This is a genomic window from Goodfellowiella coeruleoviolacea (assembly GCF_024171785.1).
GTDB lineage: Bacteria > Actinomycetota > Actinomycetes > Mycobacteriales > Pseudonocardiaceae > Goodfellowiella > Goodfellowiella coeruleoviolacea.
Genome location: NZ_JAMTCK010000007.1, coordinates 426,590 through 446,271, shown reverse-complemented (window position 1 = coordinate 446,271; position 19,682 = coordinate 426,590). Strand labels below are relative to the sequence as shown.

Here is a 19,682-nt window from a genome sequence, read left to right as displayed (position 1 = left end):
CCCTGGTCACCAGCACCCTGCCGGTCGATCTCATCGATCGCGTTGTCCACCCGCGCCTCGTACGCGGCGTCCACCCCCTGCGCGATGTCCGGCGACTGCGACCCGATGGCCACGTTCACCCCGCACGAGTTGCCGTCAAACCCCTTGGCCGACGAGTCATACCCGATCCGCAGGATCACATCCCGCACAATGCTGGGGATGTCCACGTACGCATCCGTGGTCACCTCACCGACCACGTGCACCTGACCGGTGGTCACCAGCGTCTCCACCGCCACCCGCGACCGCGGATCCGCCGCGAGCAACGCGTCCAACACCGAGTCACTGATCGCGTCGCAGATCTTGTCCGGATGTCCTTCGGTCACCGACTCGCTGGTGAAAAGGCGACGGTTGTGCGTGCTCACGGCACCCCCAATTTCGGGATCAGTTACAGGTGCAGGGTACTGAGCGGGGTCCAGTCCCGGTCAGTCGCTCAGTAGGTGGACGGCGTCCCACAGCACGGCGGCCAACTGGGCCTTGCTCCCCCGCGGGATCGGTGTCTCGGTGCCGTCCGCGGCCAGCAGCCAGCCCGCGTTGTCCTCACCCTCGAACGCGCCGCCCTCGCCGACCGCGTTGACCACCAGCAGGTCGCAGCCCTTGCGCCTGAGCTTGGCACGGCCGTGTTCCAGCACGTCAGCGCCTGGGTCACCGGTTTCCGCGGCAAAGCCCACGATCAACTGGCCGGGGCGGCGCTTGGCCACCAGCTCCGCCAGCACGTCGGGGTTGCGGGTCAGCACGACCGGGTCCGGGTCCCGGTCGGTTTTCTTGATCTTGTGCGCCGCGGTGTCCACCGGGCGGAAATCGGCCACGGCGGCGGCCATCACCACCACGTCAGCGGTGGCGGCCTCCTCGTGGACGGCCTGGCGCAGTTCCTCGGCGGTGCCCACCCGCCGCACGGTGACGCCGGCCGGGTGAACCAGGTCGGCGGTGTGCGCGGCCACCAGGGTGACCTCGGCACCGCGCTGGGCGGCGACCCTGGCCAGCGCGAAACCCTGCCGGCCGGAGGAGCGGTTGCCCAGGTAGCGGACGGGGTCGAGGGGCTCGCGGGTGCCGCCGGCCGAGACCACCACCCGCGTGCCGGTCAGGTCCCTGGGCAGGGCGTCGGGCCTGGCCAGCAGCAGCCGGGCCAGTTCGGCGATCTCCACGGCCTCGGGCATCCGGCCCTTGCCGGTGTCCACGCCGGTGAGCCGACCGCTGGCCGGCTCGGCCACCACCACTCCCCGCGACCGCAGCAGCGCGACGTTGTCCCTGGTCGCCGGGTGCTCCCACATCTCGGTGTGCATGGCGGGCACCAGCAGCACCGGGCAGCGGGCGGTCAACAGGGTGGCGGTGAGCAGGTCGTCGGCCAGGCCGTGGGCGGCCCTGGCGATGAGGTCGGCGGTGGCCGGGGCCACCACGATCAGGTCGGCCTCCTGCCCGATGCGCACGTGGCGCACCTCGGGGACGTCCTCGAACACGCCGGTGCGCACCGGGTGACCGGACAGTGCCTCGAACGTGGCCGCACCGATGAACCGCAGTGCCGCCTCGGTGGGCACCACGGTCACGTCGTGTCCGGACTCGGTCAGCCGACGCAGCAGCTCGCACGACTTGAACGCGGCGATCCCCCCGCCGACCCCGAGCACCACCCGGGGTCTGCTCGGGGTGGGATCGGCCAGCACGTCACCGGCCGCACGCCGCTGTCCGGCGTCGGCCGCGCCGACCGGCTGACCCAGGTTCACTCGCCCTCGGTGTGTTCGAGCATGCCCGCGTGGATCTCACGCAGGGCGATCGACAGGGGCTTCTCCCGGGGACCCGGCTCGACCAGCGGGCCGACGTACTCCAGCAGCCCCTCGCCGAGCTGCGCGTAGTAGTCGTTGATCTGGCGAGCCCGCTTGGCGGCGTAGATCACCAGGGCGTACTTGGAGCTGACCTGCGCGAGCAGGTCGTCGATGGGCGGGTTGGTGATGCCCTCGGGGGAGCCGGTCAGCTCACCCAGCTCGGTGGGGGTGGTGGTCACTCGCAACGCTCCTGCGCTCGTCAGAATCAGGTGGCGGGTCCGACGGCGGAGCCGTCAGCCCCGCCTCGTCCTCGACGCGCCACGTACCGGTCCGCGGTCTGGCCGCGTGGCAGCGCCGGGTCCTTGCCCGACCACCAAGGCTACCAACTCATCGGCGGCGGTGAGCACGTCGGTGTTCACCACGACCGCGTCGAACTCGTCCTCGGCCGCCAGTTCCTGCCTGGCCACCTCAAGGCGCCTGGCCACGACGGCCGGGTCCTCGGTGCCCCGGCGGGTCAACCGGGCGACCAGTTCGTCCCAGGACGGCGGCACCAGCATGACCAGCTGGGCCTCGGGCATCCGCGCCCGAACCTGCCGCGCGCCCTGCAGCTCGATCTCCAGCAGGGCCGGCCGGCCCGCGTCCAGCGCCCGCTGCACCGGGCCCCTCGGCGTGCCGTAGCGGTTGCCCGCGTACTCGGCCTGTTCCAGCAGCTCACCGGTGTCGGCCAGGTTCCGGAAGGTCTCGGGGTCCACGAAGTGGTAGTGCACTCCGTCCACCTCGCCAGGCCTGGGCTTCCTGGTGGTGACGGAGACGCTGAAGTACACCTCGGGTCGTCGCCGGCGCACTTCGGCGAGCACGCTCGACTTACCGACCCCGGATGGGCCGGACACCACGGTGAGCCGGGGCCGGGCGTCGCCGCCCAACCCCGGCTCGGTCCTACTCACTCGCCGCTGAACTCGGTGAGCAGCGCCTTGCGCTGCCGCTCGCCCAGGCCGCGCAGTCGACGGCTCGAAGCGATCTCCAACCGCTCCATGATCTGCTGCGCACGGACCTTACCGACGCCGGGCAGAGCCTCAAGCAGCGCGGACACCTTCATCTTGCCCAGGACCTCATCGCTGTCCGCAGCGGCCAGCACGTCCTTCAGACTGGTGCCGCCGCGCTTGAGGCGCTCCTTGAGCTCAGCCCGGGCGCGACGGGCGGCAGCAGCCTTCTCCAGCGCTGCGGCCCGCTGCTCCTCGGTCAGCTGGGGAAGGGCCACGATTTCCTCCGTGGTGTGGGTTTCCATCTGGATCGGTGCCGCGACCGTACCGACCGCATCTGACTCGGTACAACGTGGGTCCGGGAAGCCTCCTCGGTCAATGCAGACCCGTGTCGGAGACAACGGCCCCACCCGGTCGGGTAAGACTTGCGCGCGGTCGTGGTGCGCGGCGAGAGGAAGTACTACCAATACTCCCTGACAGCTTTATCACCGCCACCGGTGACGTGCCAGCTACGGGCAGTGTGGTATGGATCATCACCTGCGGTCAATAGGGTGTCATCCAGGTGTCGCCGAATTCGGCGACGAACCGGACTTCCGAAGCGTCTTCGCAGCTCACCGCGCACACGCCGAGCAAAAGTGAGCTTCCCGTCACGGCACCGGCGCCGCGGCTGTGATTCGGGCGCGAAAACTGCGGAAAACGCGGGACGGCGCGGGCGTGTCAGGTCACAATGACGCGCGAAGACACCCGCGAACACCGGGTGGGCCGCCCGGCCGCAGCGGCCCGCCCGGTGTCGCGTCGGCATGTCAGCCGTGTCCCTCACGCAGCGCGCTCACCTCGTCACGCGTGCGCAGCGCGGCGTCCCGCAGTGCCGCCTCGTTCGGGCCGTGCCGGAGCACGTCCCGCGACGAGGTGGGCAGCACGTGGCGCAGGTTGTCGCCGAACAGCCTGGCCAGATCGGCCACGGTGGCGCCCTGGGCGCCGAAGCCGGGGGCCAGGATCGGCCCGTTGAGCCCGGTCAGGTCGAACTCGGGGGCGTCGCCCCCGTTGCGGCCCAGGGTCGCGCCGATCACCACGCCGACATCGCCCAGCGGGGTCAGCCCGGCGTTGCGGGCCGCCGCCGCGGCCACCACGGACTGGGCCACGCTCCGCCCGGCGGGGCCGGCCCGGCCCGGGGAGGTGGGCGCGGCCACCGGCCCCGGCGGGTCGGCCGGCACGAGCGCGCCCTGCAGTTCACCGGCCTCGGGGTTGGAGGTCGCCGCGAGCACGAACACGCCGCGCCCGCTGGCCCGTGCCGCGGTCAGGGCCGGCTCCAGCGAGCCGAAGCCCAGGTAGGGCGACAGCGTCACGGCGTCGGCGGCCAGGGGCGAGCCGTCGGTGAGGTAGGCCGAGGCGTAGGCGGCCATGGTGGAGCCGATGTCGCCGCGCTTGGCGTCCAGCAGCACCACGGTCCCGGCCTGCCTGGCCTCGGCGATGACCCGCTCCAGCACGGCCACCCCGGCCGAGCCGAACGCCTCGAAGAACGCCGACTGGGGCTTGAGCACGGCGATGTCCTCGGCCAGGGCGGCCACGCAGGTCATGGCGAAGCGTTCCAGCCCGGCCACGTCCACGGACAGGCCCCAGTCGCGCAGCAGGCCCGGGTGCGGGTCGATGCCCACGCACAGCGGTCCCCTGGCGGCGACCGCCTCGGTCAGCCGCGCGCCGAACGGTCGCGGGTTCACCACGGCGTCTCCTCTCCCCGGCGGCTCCTCGCCCGGCGGCCCGTCTCCCGGCGGCGTCCCTGCTCGGCGTGCGCCGCCTCGGCAGCCCGGCTCACCGCTGGGCCCGCAGCGCGGCCTGCAACGCCTGCAGCGGCCGGACCCCGATGTCGCCCCTGATCAGGGCCTCGATGCCGTGCACGGCCGCGGCGGCGCCCTGGATGGTGGTGACGCAGGGGATGTCCCTGGCCACCGCGGCGGTGCGGATCTCGTAGCCGTCGATGCGGGGACCGCTGTTGCCGTAGGGTGTGTTGATCACCAGGTCGACCGTGCCGGCCAGGATCTCGTCCACGATGTTCTTGTCACCCTCGAAGTGCTTGCGCACCACGGTGCACGGGATGCCGTTGCGCCGCAGCACCTCGGCGGTGCCGGAGGTGGCCAGCACTTCGAAGCCCAGGTCGGCCAGGCGCTTGACCGGGAACACCACCGAGCGCTTGTCCCGGTTGGCCACGGACACGAACACCCGGCCGGAGGTGGGCAGCGAGCCGTAGGAGGCGGTCTGGGACTTGGCGAAGGCCTGGCCGAACGAGGTGTCGATGCCCATCACCTCGCCGGTGGACTTCATCTCCGGACCCAGCAGCGAGTCCACCCCGTGCCCCTCGGGCGTGCGGAACCGGTGGAACGGCAGCACGGCCTCCTTGACCGCGATCGGGGCGTCCTCGGGCAGGTCGGCGCCGTCGCCGCGGGCTGGCAGCAGGCCTTCGGCGCGCAGCTCGGCGATGCTGGCGCCGAGCATGATCCGTGCCGCCGCCTTGGCCAGCGGCACGGCCGTGGCCTTGGACACGAACGGCACGGTCCGGCTGGCCCTGGGGTTGGCCTCCAGCACGTAGAGCACGTCGTCCTTGAGCGCGTACTGCACGTTGAGCAGGCCGCGCACGCCGATCCCCTTGGCGATGGCCTCGGTGCAGCGGCGCACCGCGGCCACGTCGGTGCGGCCCAGGGTGATCGGGGGCAGCGCGCAGGAGGAGTCACCGGAGTGGATGCCGGCCTCCTCGATGTGCTCCATGACCCCGCCCAGGAAGACCTCGGTGCCGTCGCACAGCGCGTCCACGTCGATCTCGATGGCGTCGTCGAGGAACCGGTCGACCAGCACCGGGTGTTCCGGGCTGACCTCGGTGGCCCTGGCGATGTAGGCGGCCAGCGACTCCTCGTCGTAGACGATCTCCATGCCGCGCCCGCCCAGCACGTAGGAGGGCCGCACCAGCACGGGGTAGCCGATCTCGTCGGCGACCCGCTTGGCGCCGGCGAACGAGGTGGCCGTGCCGTAGCGCGGCGCCGGCAGCCCGGCGGCGGCCAGCACCTCGCCGAACGAGCCCCGGTCCTCGGCCAGGTGGATGGCCTCCGGCGGGGTGCCCACGATCGGGACGCCGGCGTCGGCCAGCCGCCGCGCCAGGCCCAGCGGGGTCTGCCCGCCCAGCTGCACGATCACCCCGGCCACCTCGCCGGACGCCTGCTCGGCGTGCACCACCTCCAGCACGTCCTCGAAGGTCAGCGGCTCGAAGTAGAGGCGGTCGGAGGTGTCGTAGTCGGTGGACACCGTCTCCGGGTTGCAGTTGACCATGACGGTTTCCAGGCCGGCCGCGCGCAGCGCCATGGCCGCGTGCACGCACGAGTAGTCGAACTCGATGCCCTGGCCGATCCGGTTGGGCCCGGAGCCCAGGATCAGCACCTTGGGCCGGTCGCGCTGCTCGGTCACCTCCGACTCGGCGGCCGGGTCGGACTCGTAGGCCGAGTAGTGGTACGGGGTGCGGGCGGCGAACTCGGCCGCGCAGGTGTCCACGGTCTTGAACACCGGGCGCACGCCCAGCCGGTGCCGCAGCGCGCGCACGCCGTCCTCGCCGGCCAGCTCCGGGCGCAGCGCGGCGATCTGCCGGTCGGACAGCCCGGCCCGCTTGGCCCGGCGCAGCAGCGTCTCGGACAGCACCGGCTCGGCCAGGATCTCCTCGCGCAGCCGCACCAGCGAGGCGATCTGGTCGACGAACCACGGGTCGACGCCGGAGGCCTCGGCCACCTGCGCCACGCTGGCGCCCAGCCGCAGCGCGCGTTCCACCGTGTAGAGCCGGCCGTCGTGGCCGGTGCGCAGCTGGGCCAGGGTGGACTCCAGGGTGGCGCCGGCCGGGTCGGGGGTGGTCCAGAAGCCGGCGGCCTTGGTCTCCATCGAGCGCATGGCCTTGCCCAGCGCCTCGACGAAGTTGCGGCCGAGCGCCATGGCCTCGCCCACGCTCTTCATGGTGGTGGTCAGCGCGGGGTCGGCCCCGGGGAACTTCTCAAAGGCGAACCTGGGGATCTTCACGACCACGTAGTCCAGGGTCGGCTCGAAGCTGGCCGGGGTCTCGCCGGTGATGTCGTTGTGGATCTCGTCCAGGGTGTAGCCGATGGCCAGCTTGGCGGCGATCTTGGCGATCGGGAAGCCGGTGGCCTTGGAGGCGAGCGCCGAGGACCGGGAGACCCTCGGGTTCATCTCGATGACCACCATCCGGCCGTTCTCCGGGTTGATGGCGAACTGGATGTTGCAGCCGCCGGTGTCCACGCCGACCGCGCGCAGCACGGCGATGCCCACGTTGCGCATGTGCTGGTACTCGCGGTCGGTCAGGGTCATGGCCGGGGCCACGGTCACCGAGTCGCCGGTGTGCACGCCCATCGGGTCGACGTTCTCGATCGAGCACACCACCACCACGTTGTCGCGGTGGTCGCGCATGAGTTCGAGTTCGTACTCCTTCCAGCCGAGCACGCTCTCCTCGATCAGCACCTCGTGCACCGGGCTCTCGGCCAGGCCGGTGGAGGCCAGCCGCTCCAGCTCCTCACCGGTGTGGGCCATGCCGGAGCCGAGGCCGCCCATGGTGAACGACGGCCGGATCACCACGGGCAGCCCGAGTTCGTCCACGGTGGCGCGCACCTCGTCCATGGAGTGGCACACCCGGCTGCGCGGTGTCTCGCCGCCGACCTGCGCGACGATGTCCTTGAACTTCTGCCGGTCCTCGCCGCGCTGGATGGCGTCGATGTCGGCGCCGATCAGCTCCACGCCGTACTTCTCCAGCACGCCGCGCTCGTGCAGGGCCACCGCGGTGTTCAGCGCGGTCTGCCCGCCGAGCGTGGCCAGCAGGGCGTCCGGCCGCTCGGCCGCGATCACCTTCTCGACGAACTCGGGGGTGATCGGCTCGATGTAGGTGGCGTCGGCGAACTCCGGGTCGGTCATGATGGTGGCCGGGTTGGAGTTGACCAGGCTGACCCGCAGGCCCTCCTCGCGCAGCACGCGGCAGGCCTGGGTACCCGAGTAGTCGAACTCGCACGCCTGGCCGATCACGATCGGCCCGGAGCCGATCACCAGCACATGGGAAAGGTCGGTCCGCTTGGGCATCAGCCAGCCTCACTCATCCGGTTACCGCCGGTGGAACCGGCCATCAGGTCACAGAACTCGTCGAACAGGGGCGCGGCGTCGTGCGGTCCGGCCGCGGCCTCGGGGTGGTACTGCACGCTGAACGCGGGCACGTCCTGGCAGCGGATGCCCTCGACGGTGCCGTCGTTGGGGCAGTAGTGGCTGACCTGGGCCTGGCCGAACGGCGAGTCGAAGCGCTGTCCGGCCTCGCCGGCCAGGGCGAACCCGTGGTTGTGCGCGGTGATGCTGACCCGCCCGCTCGCGGTGTCGATCACCGGCACGTTGATGCCCCGGTGCCCGTAGCGCATCTTGTAGGTGCCCAGGCCCAGGGCGCGGCCGAGGATCTGGTTGCCGAAGCAGATCCCGAACAGGGGGATCCGCTGCTCCAGCACGGCCCTGGTCAACGCCACCGGGTGGTCCGCGGTGGCCGGGTCGCCCGGCCCGTTGGACAGGAACACCCCGTCCGGTTCGACCGCGAGCAGGTCCTCGGCGCTGACGCCGGCCGGCAGCACGTGCACCTCGATGCCGCGCGCCGCCATCATCCTCGGCGTGTTGGACTTGATGCCCAGGTCCAGCGCGGCCACCCGGAACCGGCGCTCCCCCACCGCGGGCACCACGTAGGGCTCGGGTGTGGTCACCGCGCCGGCCAGGTCGGCGCCCGCCATGGACGGGCTGGCCAGCACCTGCTCCAGCATGCGCTGCTCGTCGGTGAGGGCGGCACCGGAGAACACGCCGGCGCGCATGGCGCCGCGTTCGCGGATGTGCCTGGTCAGCGCCCTGGTGTCGACTCCGGAGATGCCGACGATGTGCTGGTCGCGCAGTGCGTCGGCCAGGGAGCGGGTGGCCCGCCAGTTGGACGGGATGCGGGCCGGGTCGCGCACCACGTAGCCGGCGACCTGGATGCGGGCCGACTCGTCGTCCTCGTCGTTCCAGCCGGTGTTGCCGATCTGCGGCGCGGTCTGCACCACGATCTGCCGGTGGTAGGACGGGTCGGTCAGGGTCTCCTGGTAGCCGGTCATGCCGGTGGCGAACACCGCCTCGCCCAGGGCACTGCCCTCGGCGCCGTAGGCCTCGCCGCGGAAGACCTTGCCGTCCTCCAGCACCAGCACCGCGGGTGTGTGTGTGGTCATGCTCGCGCCCCTCCCGACACGGTCTCCTGCTCCTCGATACCGGCCAACGAGCGCAGCTGGGCCACCCATCGCTGGTAGACGTCCTTGTGGTCGCCGCGGAAGCCGGTGTCCAGCAGCTGGTCGCCCAGCTGCCAGCGCACCACCAGCAGCCCGTCGCGGCTCATCACCTTGCCGGCCAGGGCCCGGTCGGTGCGCGCGTCGCGCAGCTGGGCGGCCGGGATCCACAGCGGCTGGGCACCGGTGCGGTCGATCAGCAGTCCCTCGCCGGTCAACCGGAGCACGGCGGCCGAGCGGAACCCGAGATCACCCACGGCGATCCGGTCCTGCCAGTCACCGGCGGTGGTGCTGCCCACGTACACGCCGGTCGTCTCGGGCAGCAGCGGTGCGGCGGTCAGGTCGGCCGGTGCGGCGGGCAGCGGCGGCAGCACGGCGGCCTGGCGGCGGGCCCTGGCCCGCCAGCCGCGCCACATGCCGAACACGCACAGCGCGAAGAACGCCACCACGGCCAACGTCAACAACACCCTGGTCACGGGCGAATCCTTCCCTCATGGGCGGTCACCCGGCCGCGCAGCACGGTGCAGACCACACGCGCGGGCAGGTCCATGCCCTCGTACGGGGTGTTCTCGGCAATGCTGGCCAGCTCGGCGCCGCGCACGGTCCAGGTGGCCTCGGGGTCCACCAGCACCAGGTTCGCCGGCTCGCCAACGGCGATGGGACGGCCCTGGTCGGGCAGTCCGGCGATCTCGGCCGGCCGTTCGCTCATCACCCTGGCCACCCCTCGCCAGTCGAGCAAACCAGAGCGGACCATCGTGTGCACCACGACCGACAGCGCGGTCTGCAGGCCGAGCATGCCCGGGCGGGCCGCGGCCCACTCGCAGTCCTTGTCCTGGGGGGCGTGCGGGGCGTGGTCGGTGGCCACGCAGTCGATCACGCCCTCGGCCAGCGCGGTCCGCAGCCGGGCCACGTCCGTGCTGGCGCGCAGCGGCGGGTTGACCTTGTTCACCGGGTCGTAGCTGGCCAGCCGCTCGTCGGTGAGCAGCAGGTGGTGCGGGGTGACCTCGGCGGAGATGCCCGCGCCGCCGGCCCGCTGCTTGGCCCAGGCCAGCACGTCGGCGGTGCCCGCGGTGGACACGTGGCAGACGTGCAGCCGGGCGGACAGGTGCTGGGCGAGCAGGCAGTCCCTGGCCACGATCGCCTCCTCGGCCGCGGCCGGCCACCCGGCCAGGCCGAGCCGGGCGGCCCGCTCCCCCTCGTGGGCCTGGGCGCCCACGGTCAGCCGGGGCTCCTCGGCGTGCTGGGCGATCACCACGTCCAGCGCCTTGCTGTACTCCAGCGCCCGGCGCATCACCAGCGGGTCGGCCACGCAGTGGCCGTCGTCGGAGAACATCCGCACGCCCGCGGCGGAGGCGGCCATGGTGCCCAGCTCGGCCAGCTTCTGCCCGGCCAGGCCCACGGTGACCGCGCCCACCGGGTGCACGTCGACCAGGCCGACCTCGCGGCCCCGCCGCCACACGTGCTCCACGACCACGGCGTTGTCCGCGACCGGGTCGGTGTTGGCCATGGCGAACACCGCCGTGTACCCGCCCAGCGCGGCCGCGGCCGAGCCGGTGGCGATCGTCTCGGTGTCCTCCCGGCCGGGTTCGCGCAGGTGGGTGTGCAGGTCCACGAAACCGGGCAGGGCGATCAGCCCGTCCGCGGCCAGCACCTCGGCGTCGGCGTCGCGCACCTGGGCGCCGATCTCGGCGATGACGCCGTCGCGCAGGAGCAGGTTCACCGGTTCGCCCTCGCCGTAGCAGCGGACACCGGTGATCAGGGTTGTCGCGGCTGCCGCCCGGCTGTGCCCGGCGGTCCGCTCCGACTGCTGGCTCGTCACGCGACGGCCTCCTCTCCGGCGAGCAGGTGGTAGAGCACGGCCATGCGCACGTGCACCCCGTTGCGCACCTGGTCGGTGATGGCGGCCCTGGGCGAGTCGGCCACGGCCGAGGCGATCTCCATGCCGCGCAGCATGGGTCCGGGGTGCAGCACCACGGCGTGCTCGGGCAGCAGCCGCAGCCGGGCCTGGTTGAGGCCGTAGGCCAGCGAGTACTCCTTGGCCGACGGGAAGAACCCGCCGTGCATGCGCTCGGCCTGCACCCGCAGCAGCATCACCGCGTCCAGGCTCGGCAGCTCGGCGTCCAGGTGGTGGGACACGGTCACCGGCCAGGTGTCCACGCCGACCGGCAGCAGGGTGGGCGGGGCGACCAGCACCACCTCCGCGCCCAGCGTGGTGAGCAGGTGCACGTTGGACCGGGCCACCCGGCTGTGCAGCACGTCACCCACGATGGCCACCCGGCGGCCGGCCAGCTCGCCGAGCCGGTCCCGCAGCGTGGCCGCGTCCAGCAGGGCCTGGGTGGGGTGCTCGTGAGTTCCGTCACCCGCGTTGACCACGCAGGTCCCGGTCCCGTCCAGCCACCCGGCCAGTCGGTGGGCCGCGCCCGAGGCGGGGTGGCGGACGATCACGCAGTCGGCGCCGACCGCGGACAGGGTCAGCGCGGTGTCCCGCAGCGACTCGCCCTTGCCCACGGACGACCCGCTGGCTGAGACGTTGACCACATCGGCGCTCATCCACTTGCCGGCGACCTCGAAGGAGACCCGGGTGCGGGTGGAGTTCTCGTAGAACATCGTCACCACGGTCCGGCCGCGCAGGGTGGGCAGCTTGCGGACCTCCCTGCCCAGCAGGGCCTGCTTGAGGCTGTCCGCCGTGTCCAGCACGGCGGTGGCCGCGGCCAGGTCGAGCCCTTCGGCGGAGAGCAGGTGCCTCACGAAGTCACCTCGCGACTCGGCCCTCGGCGCAGCAGCACGCCGTCGCGGCCGTCGGTCTCGGCGAGCAGGACCGCGACCTCCTCGCTGCGTGCCGTGGGAACGTTCTTGCCGACGTAGTCGGCCCTGATGGGCAGTTCGCGGTGGCCCCGGTCGACCAGCACGGCCAGTTGGACCGCGTTGGGCCGACCGTGGTCGCGCAGGGCGTCCAGCGCCGCCCGGATGGTCCGCCCGGAGAACAGCACGTCGTCGACGAGCACGACCAAACGATTGTCCACGCCACCGGCGGGCAGCGTGGTGGTCTCCAGCGGCCGGTTCGGGCGTCGGCGCAGGTCATCCCGGTACAGGGTGACGTCGAGGGTGCCGGTGGGCACGTCCACGCCACTGAACTCGGCGATGTGGGCGGCCAGCCGCCGGGCGAGCGGGGCTCCCCGGGTAGGGATACCCAGCAGGACGACTTTGGATGCGCTGGGTGCGCCCAAAGCGGTCTTTTCGATGATTTGATGGGCCATTCGGGCGACGGTGCGCGCGACGTCTCCGGCCGTCAGAAGCTCTCGCTCCCCGGCCGGATCCGTCGCGCCACGCTCACGTGGCGCCACGGAGGGACCTCCTTCCCCGCCTCACTGGACGGGTCCTTAAAGGACGCCTGGACCCGGCGTTTACCGGGCTGACCTGCACGGTATCAGGCTCTGAACGTCAATCTTCCGGGTGGTGTCGGACCTCTCGCCCGGCTGACGCAGTGAGATCAGCTTGACCTGGTGACGACAGCGAGCGACCATTACTCTGCGTATCGATCTAAGCCTCCCCGCGGCACTCCCCTACCGGCTGACGGGGCGAATGAACGGAGAACCGCCACATGGGCGACTACGCCAAGGCGCTGGGGGCCAAGCTCCGCGCTATCCGCCAGCAGCAGGGTTTGTCACTGCACGGCGTTGAGCAGAAGTCCGGCGGCCGCTGGAAAGCCGTGGTCGTTGGCTCCTACGAGCGCGGCGACCGTGCGGTCACCGTGCAGAAGCTGGCGGAACTCGCGGACTTCTACGGGGTCCCCGTGGCAGAACTGCTGCCTGAGGGGCGGGTGCCCTCTGGAGCCGAACCAGCCACAAAGATCGTCATCAACCTGGAACGGTTGCAGCAGCTACCAGCGGAGAAGGTCGGGCCGCTGGCCCGGTACGCCGCGACCATCCAGAGCCAGCGCGGTGACTACAACGGCAAGGTGCTGTCCATCCGGACCGAGGACCTGCGTTCCCTCGCGATCATCTACGACATGACACCGGGCGAGCTGACCGAGCAGCTGATCGACTGGGGCGTGCTGCCGCCGGAAGCCCGTCCAGCCAAGGAGGACTGAGTCACCAGGTGAAACACCACGGGGCCCGTCAGCGCGGCAGTCGCGCTGACGGGCCCCGTGGCAGGTGTTGCCGTGCCGTTGTGGCCGCGGCAGGCGTTGACCCGGGACGACCAGGATTCGCGGTGAGCGCCGGTCCTGGGCGGCCAGGGCGCGCGCCCGCGGTCCACGCCGGCCAGCCGGTGGGCCGGCGTGGCCCCACGACCGGGAGCCACGGCGGCCGGAGGCCCGCTGACGGCAGCGACGGCGGCCGGAGCAGGCGTCAGAGCACGGCCCGCAGCTGGTCGGCGATGACCGCGATGCGGCCGAGCACACCGTTGACGAACCGCGGCGAGTCGTCCGTGGACAGCGCCTTGGCCAGCTCGATGGCCTCGTCGATGGCCACCGCGTCCGGCACGTCACCGGCCCACAGCAGCTCGTAGAGGCCGACCCGGAGCACGGCCCGGTCCACCGCGGGCATGCGCTGCAGCGTCCACCCCTCGGCGTGCTCGGTGATCAGCTCGTCGATCCGGGCCTGGTGCGCGGTCACCCCCTCGACCAGGGTGACGGTGTAGTCGTTGACCGGCGGAACATCGGGTGACCCGACCCGCTCGGCGAGCAGGGTCACCGCGTCCGCACCGCGCACGTCCGCCTCATAGAGCACGTCGACCGCACGCTTGCGCGCCTTGCTGCGTGCTCCCATGTTCAGATCCGTTCCACGAGTGGGTTGACTAGCTGTTGACGCGACCGAGGTAGCGTCCGTCCCGCGTGTCGACCTTGACCTTCTCGCCGGTGCTGACGAACAGCGGGACCTGGATCTCGGCGCCCGTCTCCAGGGTGGCCGGCTTGGTGCCGCCGGTGGAGCGGTCGCCCTGCAGACCGGGGTCGGTGTGCTGGATCACCAGCTCGACCGACGCGGGCAGCTCCACGTACAGCGCGCTGCCCTCGTGCGTGGCGACCATCACGCTCTGGTTCTCCAGCATGTACTTGGCCGCGTCCGCCACGGTCTCGGCCGGCACCGTGATCTGGTCGTAGGTGTCGGTGTCCATGAACACGTAGTCGTTGCCGTCGCGGTACAGGTAGGTCATCTCGCGCCGGTCCACCGTGGCGGTGTCGACCTTGGTCCCGGCGTTGAATGTCTTGTCGACCACCTTGCCGGAGAGCACGTGCTTCAGCGTGGTGCGCACGAAGGCGCCGCCCTTGCCCGGCTTGACGTGCTGGAACGACACGACGGTCCAAAGCTGGCCGTCCAGGTTCAACACCAGCCCGTTCTTCAGGTCGTTGGTGGTGGCCACTGTGGTGGTCTCTCCCGTGGTGGTGACGCGAGCCTGCTACCAGGTCTCGTGCGTTCGGTGGATGGTTGCCTGCCTGCCGCGGACACGGCGGGCCGCAGGACACGGCCGTGGTACGCCTGGCGTGATCCCCCTCCCGCGAAGCCGCCGCCCGGTCCCGAGCGAGCGGCCCGACCTCCGGCCAGGCCCGCGGTCTTGGCGGGTCGCCCTCCAGCGTGTCCCTGACGCGGCCCCCGACGCGGTTGCCGCGGGCTGGCCCGCGGCTGCGACGGTGACCGCAAACCGCTCCAGAGTCTACCGGCACCGCTCCTGGTCAGTGTTGCCCACCTCGGTTGCCCACCTCCGCCGAGGTCGCCGACGGGTGATCTCGCGCACACCCGCGGCCGGCTGAGCCGCCCGGCCGGGTTCGGGGGACGGCCTGTTCAGCGCCGGCGAACCGGTGTCCGGCGGGCGGCCGGCTGCCTAAGCTGTGCACATGTACCGGTGGGTAATTCGCGCGTCCGCCATGGCCGTGGCACACGCCGCCGTGCAGACCGCGCTGGCCGCACTCGCGGTGCGCCAGCCCGACCTGGGCGCCACCCTGCGCCCGGTCGCGCTGGCCGTGGTGGTGGCCATCGCCCTGGCCTGGGGCGGGCTGGACGGACGGCGGAACCGGCCGGGACAAAGCATGGACTGGTTCGTGGCGGCCCTGATCGCCGGTCCCCTGGCCGGGCTGCTCGGGGTGATCGCCCGGGCGGTCCTGGTCGACCAGACCGGGCTTGAGGCGCTGGGCCCCGCGCTGACCGGCGGCGCCGCGTTCACCGCGCTGCTCGTGCTGGTGCCCGCCGCGGCGGGTCTGCTGCTCGGGCGCCTGCTGGCCACCAGGCAGGCCGCCGGACGCGGGGCCGAGGACGAGCCGGGCGGGTGAACTCCGGCCGGCGGTCAGGCTGGTTCGGACTGTTCTGGTTCCGGCTGTTCTGGTTCCGGCTAGTCGGTTTCAGGGTTGGGCACGCCGCTGCGGTCAAAGGCCCGCAGCGGCGCGGCCGCCATGTCGCGCAGGCGGTCGGCTGGGTCTCCGGTCGCCATCCGGCTCAGGGTCGGCCGGAACGCGGCCCACTCGGCATAGGCCATCGCCCAGACCGCGTGTTCGCGGACGAGGTCGTCCTCGCTGCCGGCACACCCGCCGATCCGGTCGACAAAGCGCTGGTCGACGTCTTCGGGCGCGCCAAGCCCGGCCCGCAGCACCGCGAGCGACCGGGTGTCCGGATCGTGTGCGGTGTCCACGGCGGCGAGCAACGCGTCGAAGGTCAGCACCGACCAGTGCGCCGCGAACACCGCCGCGGTGCTCTCCACCCGGCGTCGCGCCCCGTCGCGGGTGGTCGGGGTCCAGTCCCCCACCAGGTACGAGACCATGACGTGCGAGGCGTTGATCAGCGGGTTCGCCGTGTAGGTCACCCGCAGACCGGGGTCGAGTTCGCGATCCACGTCCCAGCGGAGGGTGATCCCGCCGGCATCGGTCTGGTCCCTGGGCCTCGGCGGCAGCCGCGACCACCCGCAGGTTCGGGCGACCTCGGCCACGAACGCGGCGGAATCGGTCCCGTCGAACAGGAACCGACGGGACCGGCAGCCGCCGCTCAACCGCACCACGCTCATGGTCGTTGGGCCGGTCCGGGTGTGGCCTGTTCGGCGAGCCAGCGGATGGCCAGGGCGTAGCCGCGCACGCCGAGGCCGAGGATCACCCCGGTGGCCTTCTCCGAGATGTAGCTGTGCTTGCGGAACTCCTCACGCCGGTGGGTGTTGGAGATGTGCAGTTCGATCAGGGGCGCGGTGAGCTGCGCGCACGCGTCCCGCACGGCGATCGAGTAGTGCGTCCACGCGGCGGCGTTGAGCACCACGGGCAGCCCGTGGTCGGCGGCCTCGTGCAGCCAGGCGAGCATCTCGCCCTCGTGGTCGGTCTGCCGCACCTCGACCTCGACGCCCAGCTCACGGCCGGTCTCCACGCACAGCTGGACGAGTTCGGCGTGCGTGGTGGCGCCGTAGACCTGCGGCTCCCTGGTGCCGAGCCGGCCGAGGTTGGGTCCGTTGAGCACCAGGATCCGCCCGGAGGAGCCGGCCGGCTGCGCTGCCGTGCCCCTGGCCGGCGAGGGGTGCGCGCTCACAGCAGCACACTCCCGGACTTCGGCGACTCCGCGGCCACGGCCGAGTACGCCGCGGCGAGCAGCGCCGGGTCGGGGCCCTCCAGCCGCCCCGGCTTGGCCAGGCCGTCCAGCACCACGAACCGCAGCACCCCGGCCCGGGTCTTCTTGTCGGTGCGCATGCCCTCCATCAGCTGGGGCAGGGCGTCCGGGTCGTAGCTGGTGGGCAGGCCGAGCGCGGCGAGCACCCTGGCGTGCCGGTCGGCGGTGGCGTCGTCGAGGCGTCCGGCCAGCCGAGCCAGCTCGGCGGCGAAGACCAGGCCGACGCTGATGGCGGCGCCGTGCCGCCAGCGGTAGCGCTCCCGGCGCTCGATGGCGTGGCCCAGGGTGTGCCCGTAGTTGAGCACCTCGCGCAGGGACGACTCGCGCAGGTCCGCGGACACCACGTCGGCCTTGACCTGGATGGCCCGCCGCACCAGTTCGCCCAGGACCGCACCGGTGGGGTCGAGGGCGGCCGCCGGGTCGGCCTCGATCAGGTCGAGGATCACCGGGTCGGCGATGAAGCCGCACTTGACCACCTCGGCCATGCCCGCGACCAGCTCGTTGCGCGGCAGGGTCTCCAGGGTGGCCAGGTCCACCAGGACCGCGGCCGGCTCGTGGAACACCCCGACCAGGTTCTTGCCCGCGTCGGTGTTGATGCCGGCCTTGCCGCCCACCGCGGCGTCGACCATGCCGAGCAGGGTGGTGGGCACGTGCACCACGCGCACCCCGCGCATCCAGGTGCCGGCGACGAACCCGGCCAGGTCGGTCACGGCGCCACCGCCGAGCCCGATCACCGTGCCGGTGCGGTCCAGGCCGATCCGGCCCAGCACCTCCCAGCAGAACCCGGCGACGGCCAGGTTCTTGCCGTTCTCCGCGTCGGGGATCTCCACGCGGTGCGCGTCCACGCCCGCGCCGGCCAGCTCCTCCCGGATCGCCTCGGCGGTCTCGGTCAGCGTCGGCTGGTGCACGATCGCGGCCGTGGGTGTGTGCCGGACCGTCTCGACCAACTCACCGAGCAGGCCGCGCCCCACCACCACGTCGTAGGGATGTTCGGCACCCACTCGGATGCGCGCCGGCTCGCTCATCGCCCTGCCTTTCGTCGTTCCGCTGTGTTTCCGCCCCGGGGCCCCCGGGCGCACGTCGGCGCCGGCCCCGCCCAGCTCAGCACCTGCCGCGCCTCACGATGTCGGCCGCTGTCCTGTCGGCTGCTGTCCTGTCGGCTGCTGTCCTGTCGGCTGCTGCCCAGCCGGCTGCTGCTCAGCCACCCCGGCCAGCGCGGCCAGCACGGCGTCGACGACCTGGTCCGGCTCGCGGTCGTCGGTGCTCACCTCGATCAGCGCGACCTCCCGGTAGAGCGGCAGCCGGGCGTCGAGCAGCGCCTTGAACGTGGCCCGGGGGTTGACCCCGGCCAGCAGCGGCCGTGCCGTGGACAGGCCGGTGCGGCGCACGCCTTCGGCCATGCCGACGTTGAGGAAGACCACGGTGTGGCCGGCCAGCCGCCGGCGGGTCGCCTCGGCCAGCACCGCGCCACCGCCCAGGGCGAGCACCCCGGTGTGCTCGGCCAGCGCGTCGGCCACGGCCTGCTCCTCCATGGCCCGGAAGGCCGGCTCACCGTCGGTGGTGAAGATGTCCGAGATGGCCTTGCCGGCCCGGGCCACGATGTCGTCGTCGACATCCCGGAACGGCACGCCCAACCGCTGGGCCAGCAGTTGGCCAACGGTGGTCTTGCCGGCCCCTGGCGGGCCGAGGACCACCACGCGGGGACTCACCAGCGGGCCTCCAGTTCACGCAGGTACGCCTCGGCGTTGCGCTTGGTCTCCGGCAGCGAGTCGCCGCCGAACTTCTCCAGCGCGGTCTCGGCCAGCACCAGCGCCACCACGGACTCCAGCACCACGCCGGCGCGGGGCACCGCGCACACGTCCGAGCGCTGGTGGATGGCCACGGCCGGCTCGCCGGTGGCCACGTCCACGGTGGCCAGTGCCTTGGGCACGGTGGAGATCGGCTTCATGGCCACCCGCACGCGCAGCGGCTCGCCGTTGGTGATGCCGCCCTCCAGCCCGCCGGCCCGGTTGCTGCGCCGCCGGACGCCGTTGACCCCACCGGCCGGGTCGATCTCGTCGTGCGCCTTGCTGCCCCAGCGCCGCGCCGTGGCGAACCCGTCGCCGATCTCCACGCCCTTCATCGCCTGCACGCCCATCAGGGCGGCGGCGAGCCGGGCGTCCAGTCGCCGGTCCCAGTGCACGTGCGAGCCCAGCCCGGGCGGCAGGCCGTAGGCGAGCACCTCGATGACCCCGCCCACGGTGTCGCCGGCCTTCTTCACCTGCTCGACCTCGGCGACCATGGCCTCGGTGCCGGCCGGGTCGAACGCCCGCACCGGGCTCTCGTCGATGGCGGCCAGGTCCTCGGGCCGGGGCGGCGGTCCGTCGGGTGCCTCGGCCGCGCCGATGGACACCACGTGGCTGAGCACCTCCACGCCCAGCGCCTGGCGGAGGAAGGCCCTGGCCACCGTGCCGAGCGCGGTCCGCGCCGCGGTCTCCCGGGCGCTGGCCCGCTCCAGCACGGGCCGTGCCTCGTCAAAGCCGTACTTGAGCATGCCGGGCAGGTCGGCGTGGCCCGGCCGGGGCCGGGTCAGCGGTTCGTTGCGGGCCAGGCCGGCCAGCTCCGCCGGGTCGACCGGGTCGGCGGCCATCACCTGCTCCCACTTGGGCCATTCGGTGTTGTCGATCCGGACCGCGATGGGACCGCCCTGGGTCCGGCCGTGCCGCACACCGCCGAGGAACTCCACCTGGTCGGTCTCAAAGCCCATCCGGGGACTGCGCCCGAACCCCAGCCTACGACGGGCCAACTGTTCGGTGAGGTCGGTTGTGGTGACTTCGACGCCGGCCACCATGCCTTCCAGCACGGCGACGAGGGCGGGGCCGTGTGACTCCCCAGCGGTGATCCAACGCACCACGCGATCCTGCCACGCCCCGGCCCATCAGCGGCTACCGCCCACAGGCTGGACGGCCAACATGAGGCGGACGCCACGGCCGCGCTGGGGCCATCAGGTGACCCGGGCCACCACGCGCCCCGACCGGACGG

Annotated in this window: 21 protein-coding genes; 2 read left to right on the top strand and 19 right to left on the bottom strand. The window is 72.5% G+C overall.

Features of this window, described 5'->3' with window-relative positions; all coding sequences use genetic code 11:
• The 12 genes from LX83_RS17965 to pyrR form a co-directional block, all read right to left on the bottom strand.
• On the bottom strand, positions 1 to 401 hold a 401-nt coding region (locus tag LX83_RS17965), incomplete at its 3' end, for an S-adenosylmethionine synthetase N-terminal domain-containing protein (RefSeq protein ID WP_308203999.1).
• A 60-nt stretch (positions 402 to 461) separates the two neighbouring features.
• A complete protein-coding gene (gene coaBC / locus LX83_RS17960) occupies positions 462 to 1,658 on the bottom strand; it encodes a bifunctional phosphopantothenoylcysteine decarboxylase/phosphopantothenate--cysteine ligase CoaBC (RefSeq protein ID WP_253772828.1) in 1,197 nt (398 codons plus the stop codon).
• A gap of 92 nt (positions 1,659 to 1,750) precedes the next feature.
• Positions 1,751 to 2,032, bottom strand: a complete 282-nt coding sequence (gene rpoZ / locus LX83_RS17955; RefSeq protein ID WP_253772768.1) for a DNA-directed RNA polymerase subunit omega — start codon at positions 2,030 to 2,032, stop codon at positions 1,751 to 1,753.
• 54 nt (positions 2,033 to 2,086) lie between these two features.
• The gene (gene gmk / locus LX83_RS17950) at positions 2,087 to 2,737 is read right to left on the bottom strand and encodes a guanylate kinase (protein ID WP_253772765.1); all 651 of its coding nucleotides are present in this window, start codon (positions 2,735 to 2,737) and stop codon (positions 2,087 to 2,089) included.
• The gene (gene mihF, locus LX83_RS17945) at positions 2,734 to 3,051 is read right to left on the bottom strand and encodes an integration host factor, actinobacterial type (RefSeq protein ID WP_253772826.1); all 318 of its coding nucleotides are present in this window, start codon (positions 3,049 to 3,051) and stop codon (positions 2,734 to 2,736) included. Before mihF ends, gmk begins: the two co-directional genes overlap by 4 nt.
• Positions 3,052 to 3,576: 525 nt before the next feature.
• Entirely contained in the window at positions 3,577 to 4,491 is a 915-nt protein-coding gene (gene pyrF / locus LX83_RS17940; protein WP_253772824.1) for an orotidine-5'-phosphate decarboxylase, read from the bottom strand.
• Between the two features lie 91 nt (positions 4,492 to 4,582).
• Complete coding sequence (carB, locus tag LX83_RS17935) at positions 4,583 to 7,885, bottom strand: carbamoyl-phosphate synthase large subunit (protein ID WP_253772763.1); 3,303 nt, start codon at positions 7,883 to 7,885, stop codon at positions 4,583 to 4,585.
• Positions 7,885 to 9,033: a glutamine-hydrolyzing carbamoyl-phosphate synthase small subunit gene (gene carA, locus LX83_RS17930; protein ID WP_253772761.1), complete on the bottom strand. Its 1,149-nt coding sequence runs from the start codon at positions 9,031 to 9,033 to the stop codon at positions 7,885 to 7,887. The genes carB and carA overlap by 1 nt, the downstream gene beginning before the upstream one ends.
• Positions 9,030 to 9,563: a PH-like domain-containing protein gene (locus tag LX83_RS17925; RefSeq protein ID WP_253772759.1), complete on the bottom strand. Its 534-nt coding sequence runs from the start codon at positions 9,561 to 9,563 to the stop codon at positions 9,030 to 9,032. Before LX83_RS17925 ends, carA begins: the two co-directional genes overlap by 4 nt.
• Positions 9,560 to 10,906 carry a dihydroorotase gene (locus tag LX83_RS17920; protein WP_253772757.1) on the bottom strand — a complete coding sequence of 449 codons (1,347 nt, stop codon included), beginning with the start codon at positions 10,904 to 10,906 and terminating at the stop codon, positions 9,560 to 9,562. Before LX83_RS17920 ends, LX83_RS17925 begins: the two co-directional genes overlap by 4 nt.
• A complete protein-coding gene (locus LX83_RS17915; protein ID WP_253772755.1) occupies positions 10,903 to 11,835 on the bottom strand; it encodes an aspartate carbamoyltransferase catalytic subunit in 933 nt (310 codons plus the stop codon). The genes LX83_RS17920 and LX83_RS17915 overlap by 4 nt, the downstream gene beginning before the upstream one ends.
• On the bottom strand, positions 11,832 to 12,431 hold the full coding sequence (pyrR, locus tag LX83_RS17910) for a bifunctional pyr operon transcriptional regulator/uracil phosphoribosyltransferase PyrR (RefSeq protein ID WP_308203998.1): 600 nt from the start codon (positions 12,429 to 12,431) through the stop codon (positions 11,832 to 11,834). Before pyrR ends, LX83_RS17915 begins: the two co-directional genes overlap by 4 nt.
• A 257-nt stretch (positions 12,432 to 12,688) precedes the next feature.
• Here pyrR and bldD point away from each other — a divergent pair, with 257 nt between their 5' ends.
• Entirely contained in the window at positions 12,689 to 13,177 is a 489-nt protein-coding gene (gene bldD, locus LX83_RS17905; protein WP_015103676.1) for a transcriptional regulator BldD, read from the top strand.
• 259 nt (positions 13,178 to 13,436) lie between these two features.
• On the opposite strand, the gene nusB is transcribed toward bldD, so the two are convergent.
• Positions 13,437 to 13,856: a transcription antitermination factor NusB gene (gene nusB / locus LX83_RS17900; RefSeq protein WP_253772751.1), complete on the bottom strand. Its 420-nt coding sequence runs from the start codon at positions 13,854 to 13,856 to the stop codon at positions 13,437 to 13,439.
• A 28-nt stretch (positions 13,857 to 13,884) separates the two neighbouring features.
• Positions 13,885 to 14,448, bottom strand: coding sequence for an elongation factor P (efp, locus tag LX83_RS17895; protein WP_253772749.1), 564 nt, complete (start codon positions 14,446 to 14,448; stop codon positions 13,885 to 13,887).
• Between the two features lie 472 nt (positions 14,449 to 14,920).
• Here efp and LX83_RS17890 point away from each other — a divergent pair, with 472 nt between their 5' ends.
• Complete coding sequence (locus LX83_RS17890; protein WP_253772747.1) at positions 14,921 to 15,352, top strand: B-4DMT family transporter; 432 nt, start codon at positions 14,921 to 14,923, stop codon at positions 15,350 to 15,352.
• Positions 15,353 to 15,411: 59 nt separating this feature from the next.
• Here LX83_RS17890 and LX83_RS17885 read toward each other — a convergent pair whose 3' ends face one another.
• The 5 genes from LX83_RS17885 to aroC all read right to left on the bottom strand — a co-directional run bounded on the left by LX83_RS17885 (position 15,412) and on the right by aroC (position 19,554).
• The gene (locus tag LX83_RS17885; RefSeq protein WP_253772745.1) at positions 15,412 to 16,068 is read right to left on the bottom strand and encodes a HEAT repeat domain-containing protein; all 657 of its coding nucleotides are present in this window, start codon (positions 16,066 to 16,068) and stop codon (positions 15,412 to 15,414) included.
• Positions 16,069 to 16,073: 5 nt separating this feature from the next.
• Positions 16,074 to 16,583 carry a type II 3-dehydroquinate dehydratase gene (gene aroQ, locus LX83_RS17880; protein ID WP_253772743.1) on the bottom strand — a complete coding sequence of 170 codons (510 nt, stop codon included), beginning with the start codon at positions 16,581 to 16,583 and terminating at the stop codon, positions 16,074 to 16,076.
• Positions 16,580 to 17,686 carry a 3-dehydroquinate synthase gene (gene aroB, locus LX83_RS17875; RefSeq protein WP_253772741.1) on the bottom strand — a complete coding sequence of 369 codons (1,107 nt, stop codon included), beginning with the start codon at positions 17,684 to 17,686 and terminating at the stop codon, positions 16,580 to 16,582. Before aroB ends, aroQ begins: the two co-directional genes overlap by 4 nt.
• Positions 17,687 to 17,779: 93 nt before the next feature.
• Positions 17,780 to 18,370 (bottom strand): shikimate kinase, encoded by a 591-nt coding sequence (locus LX83_RS17870; protein WP_253772739.1) that lies wholly within the window; start codon positions 18,368 to 18,370, stop codon positions 17,780 to 17,782.
• Entirely contained in the window at positions 18,367 to 19,554 is a 1,188-nt protein-coding gene (gene aroC / locus LX83_RS17865; protein WP_253772737.1) for a chorismate synthase, read from the bottom strand. Before aroC ends, LX83_RS17870 begins: the two co-directional genes overlap by 4 nt.
• Between the last annotated feature and the right edge of the window lie 128 nt (positions 19,555 to 19,682).

What these genes read in the sequence shown, in the direction of transcription:
- carB (WP_253772763.1), bottom strand. Translation starts at nt 7,885, where the DNA reads ATGCCCAAGCGGACCGACCTTTCCCATGTGCTGGTGATCGGCTCCGGG.
- carA (WP_253772761.1), bottom strand. Translation starts at nt 9,033, where the DNA reads ATGACCACACACACACCCGCGGTGCTGGTGCTGGAGGACGGCAAGGTC.
- bldD (WP_015103676.1), top strand. Translation starts at nt 12,689, where the DNA reads ATGGGCGACTACGCCAAGGCGCTGGGGGCCAAGCTCCGCGCTATCCGC.
- nusB (WP_253772751.1), bottom strand. Translation starts at nt 13,856, where the DNA reads ATGGGAGCACGCAGCAAGGCGCGCAAGCGTGCGGTCGACGTGCTCTAT.
- LX83_RS17890 (WP_253772747.1), top strand. Translation starts at nt 14,921, where the DNA reads ATGTACCGGTGGGTAATTCGCGCGTCCGCCATGGCCGTGGCACACGCC.
- aroB (WP_253772741.1), bottom strand. Translation starts at nt 17,686, where the DNA reads ATGAGCGAGCCGGCGCGCATCCGAGTGGGTGCCGAACATCCCTACGAC.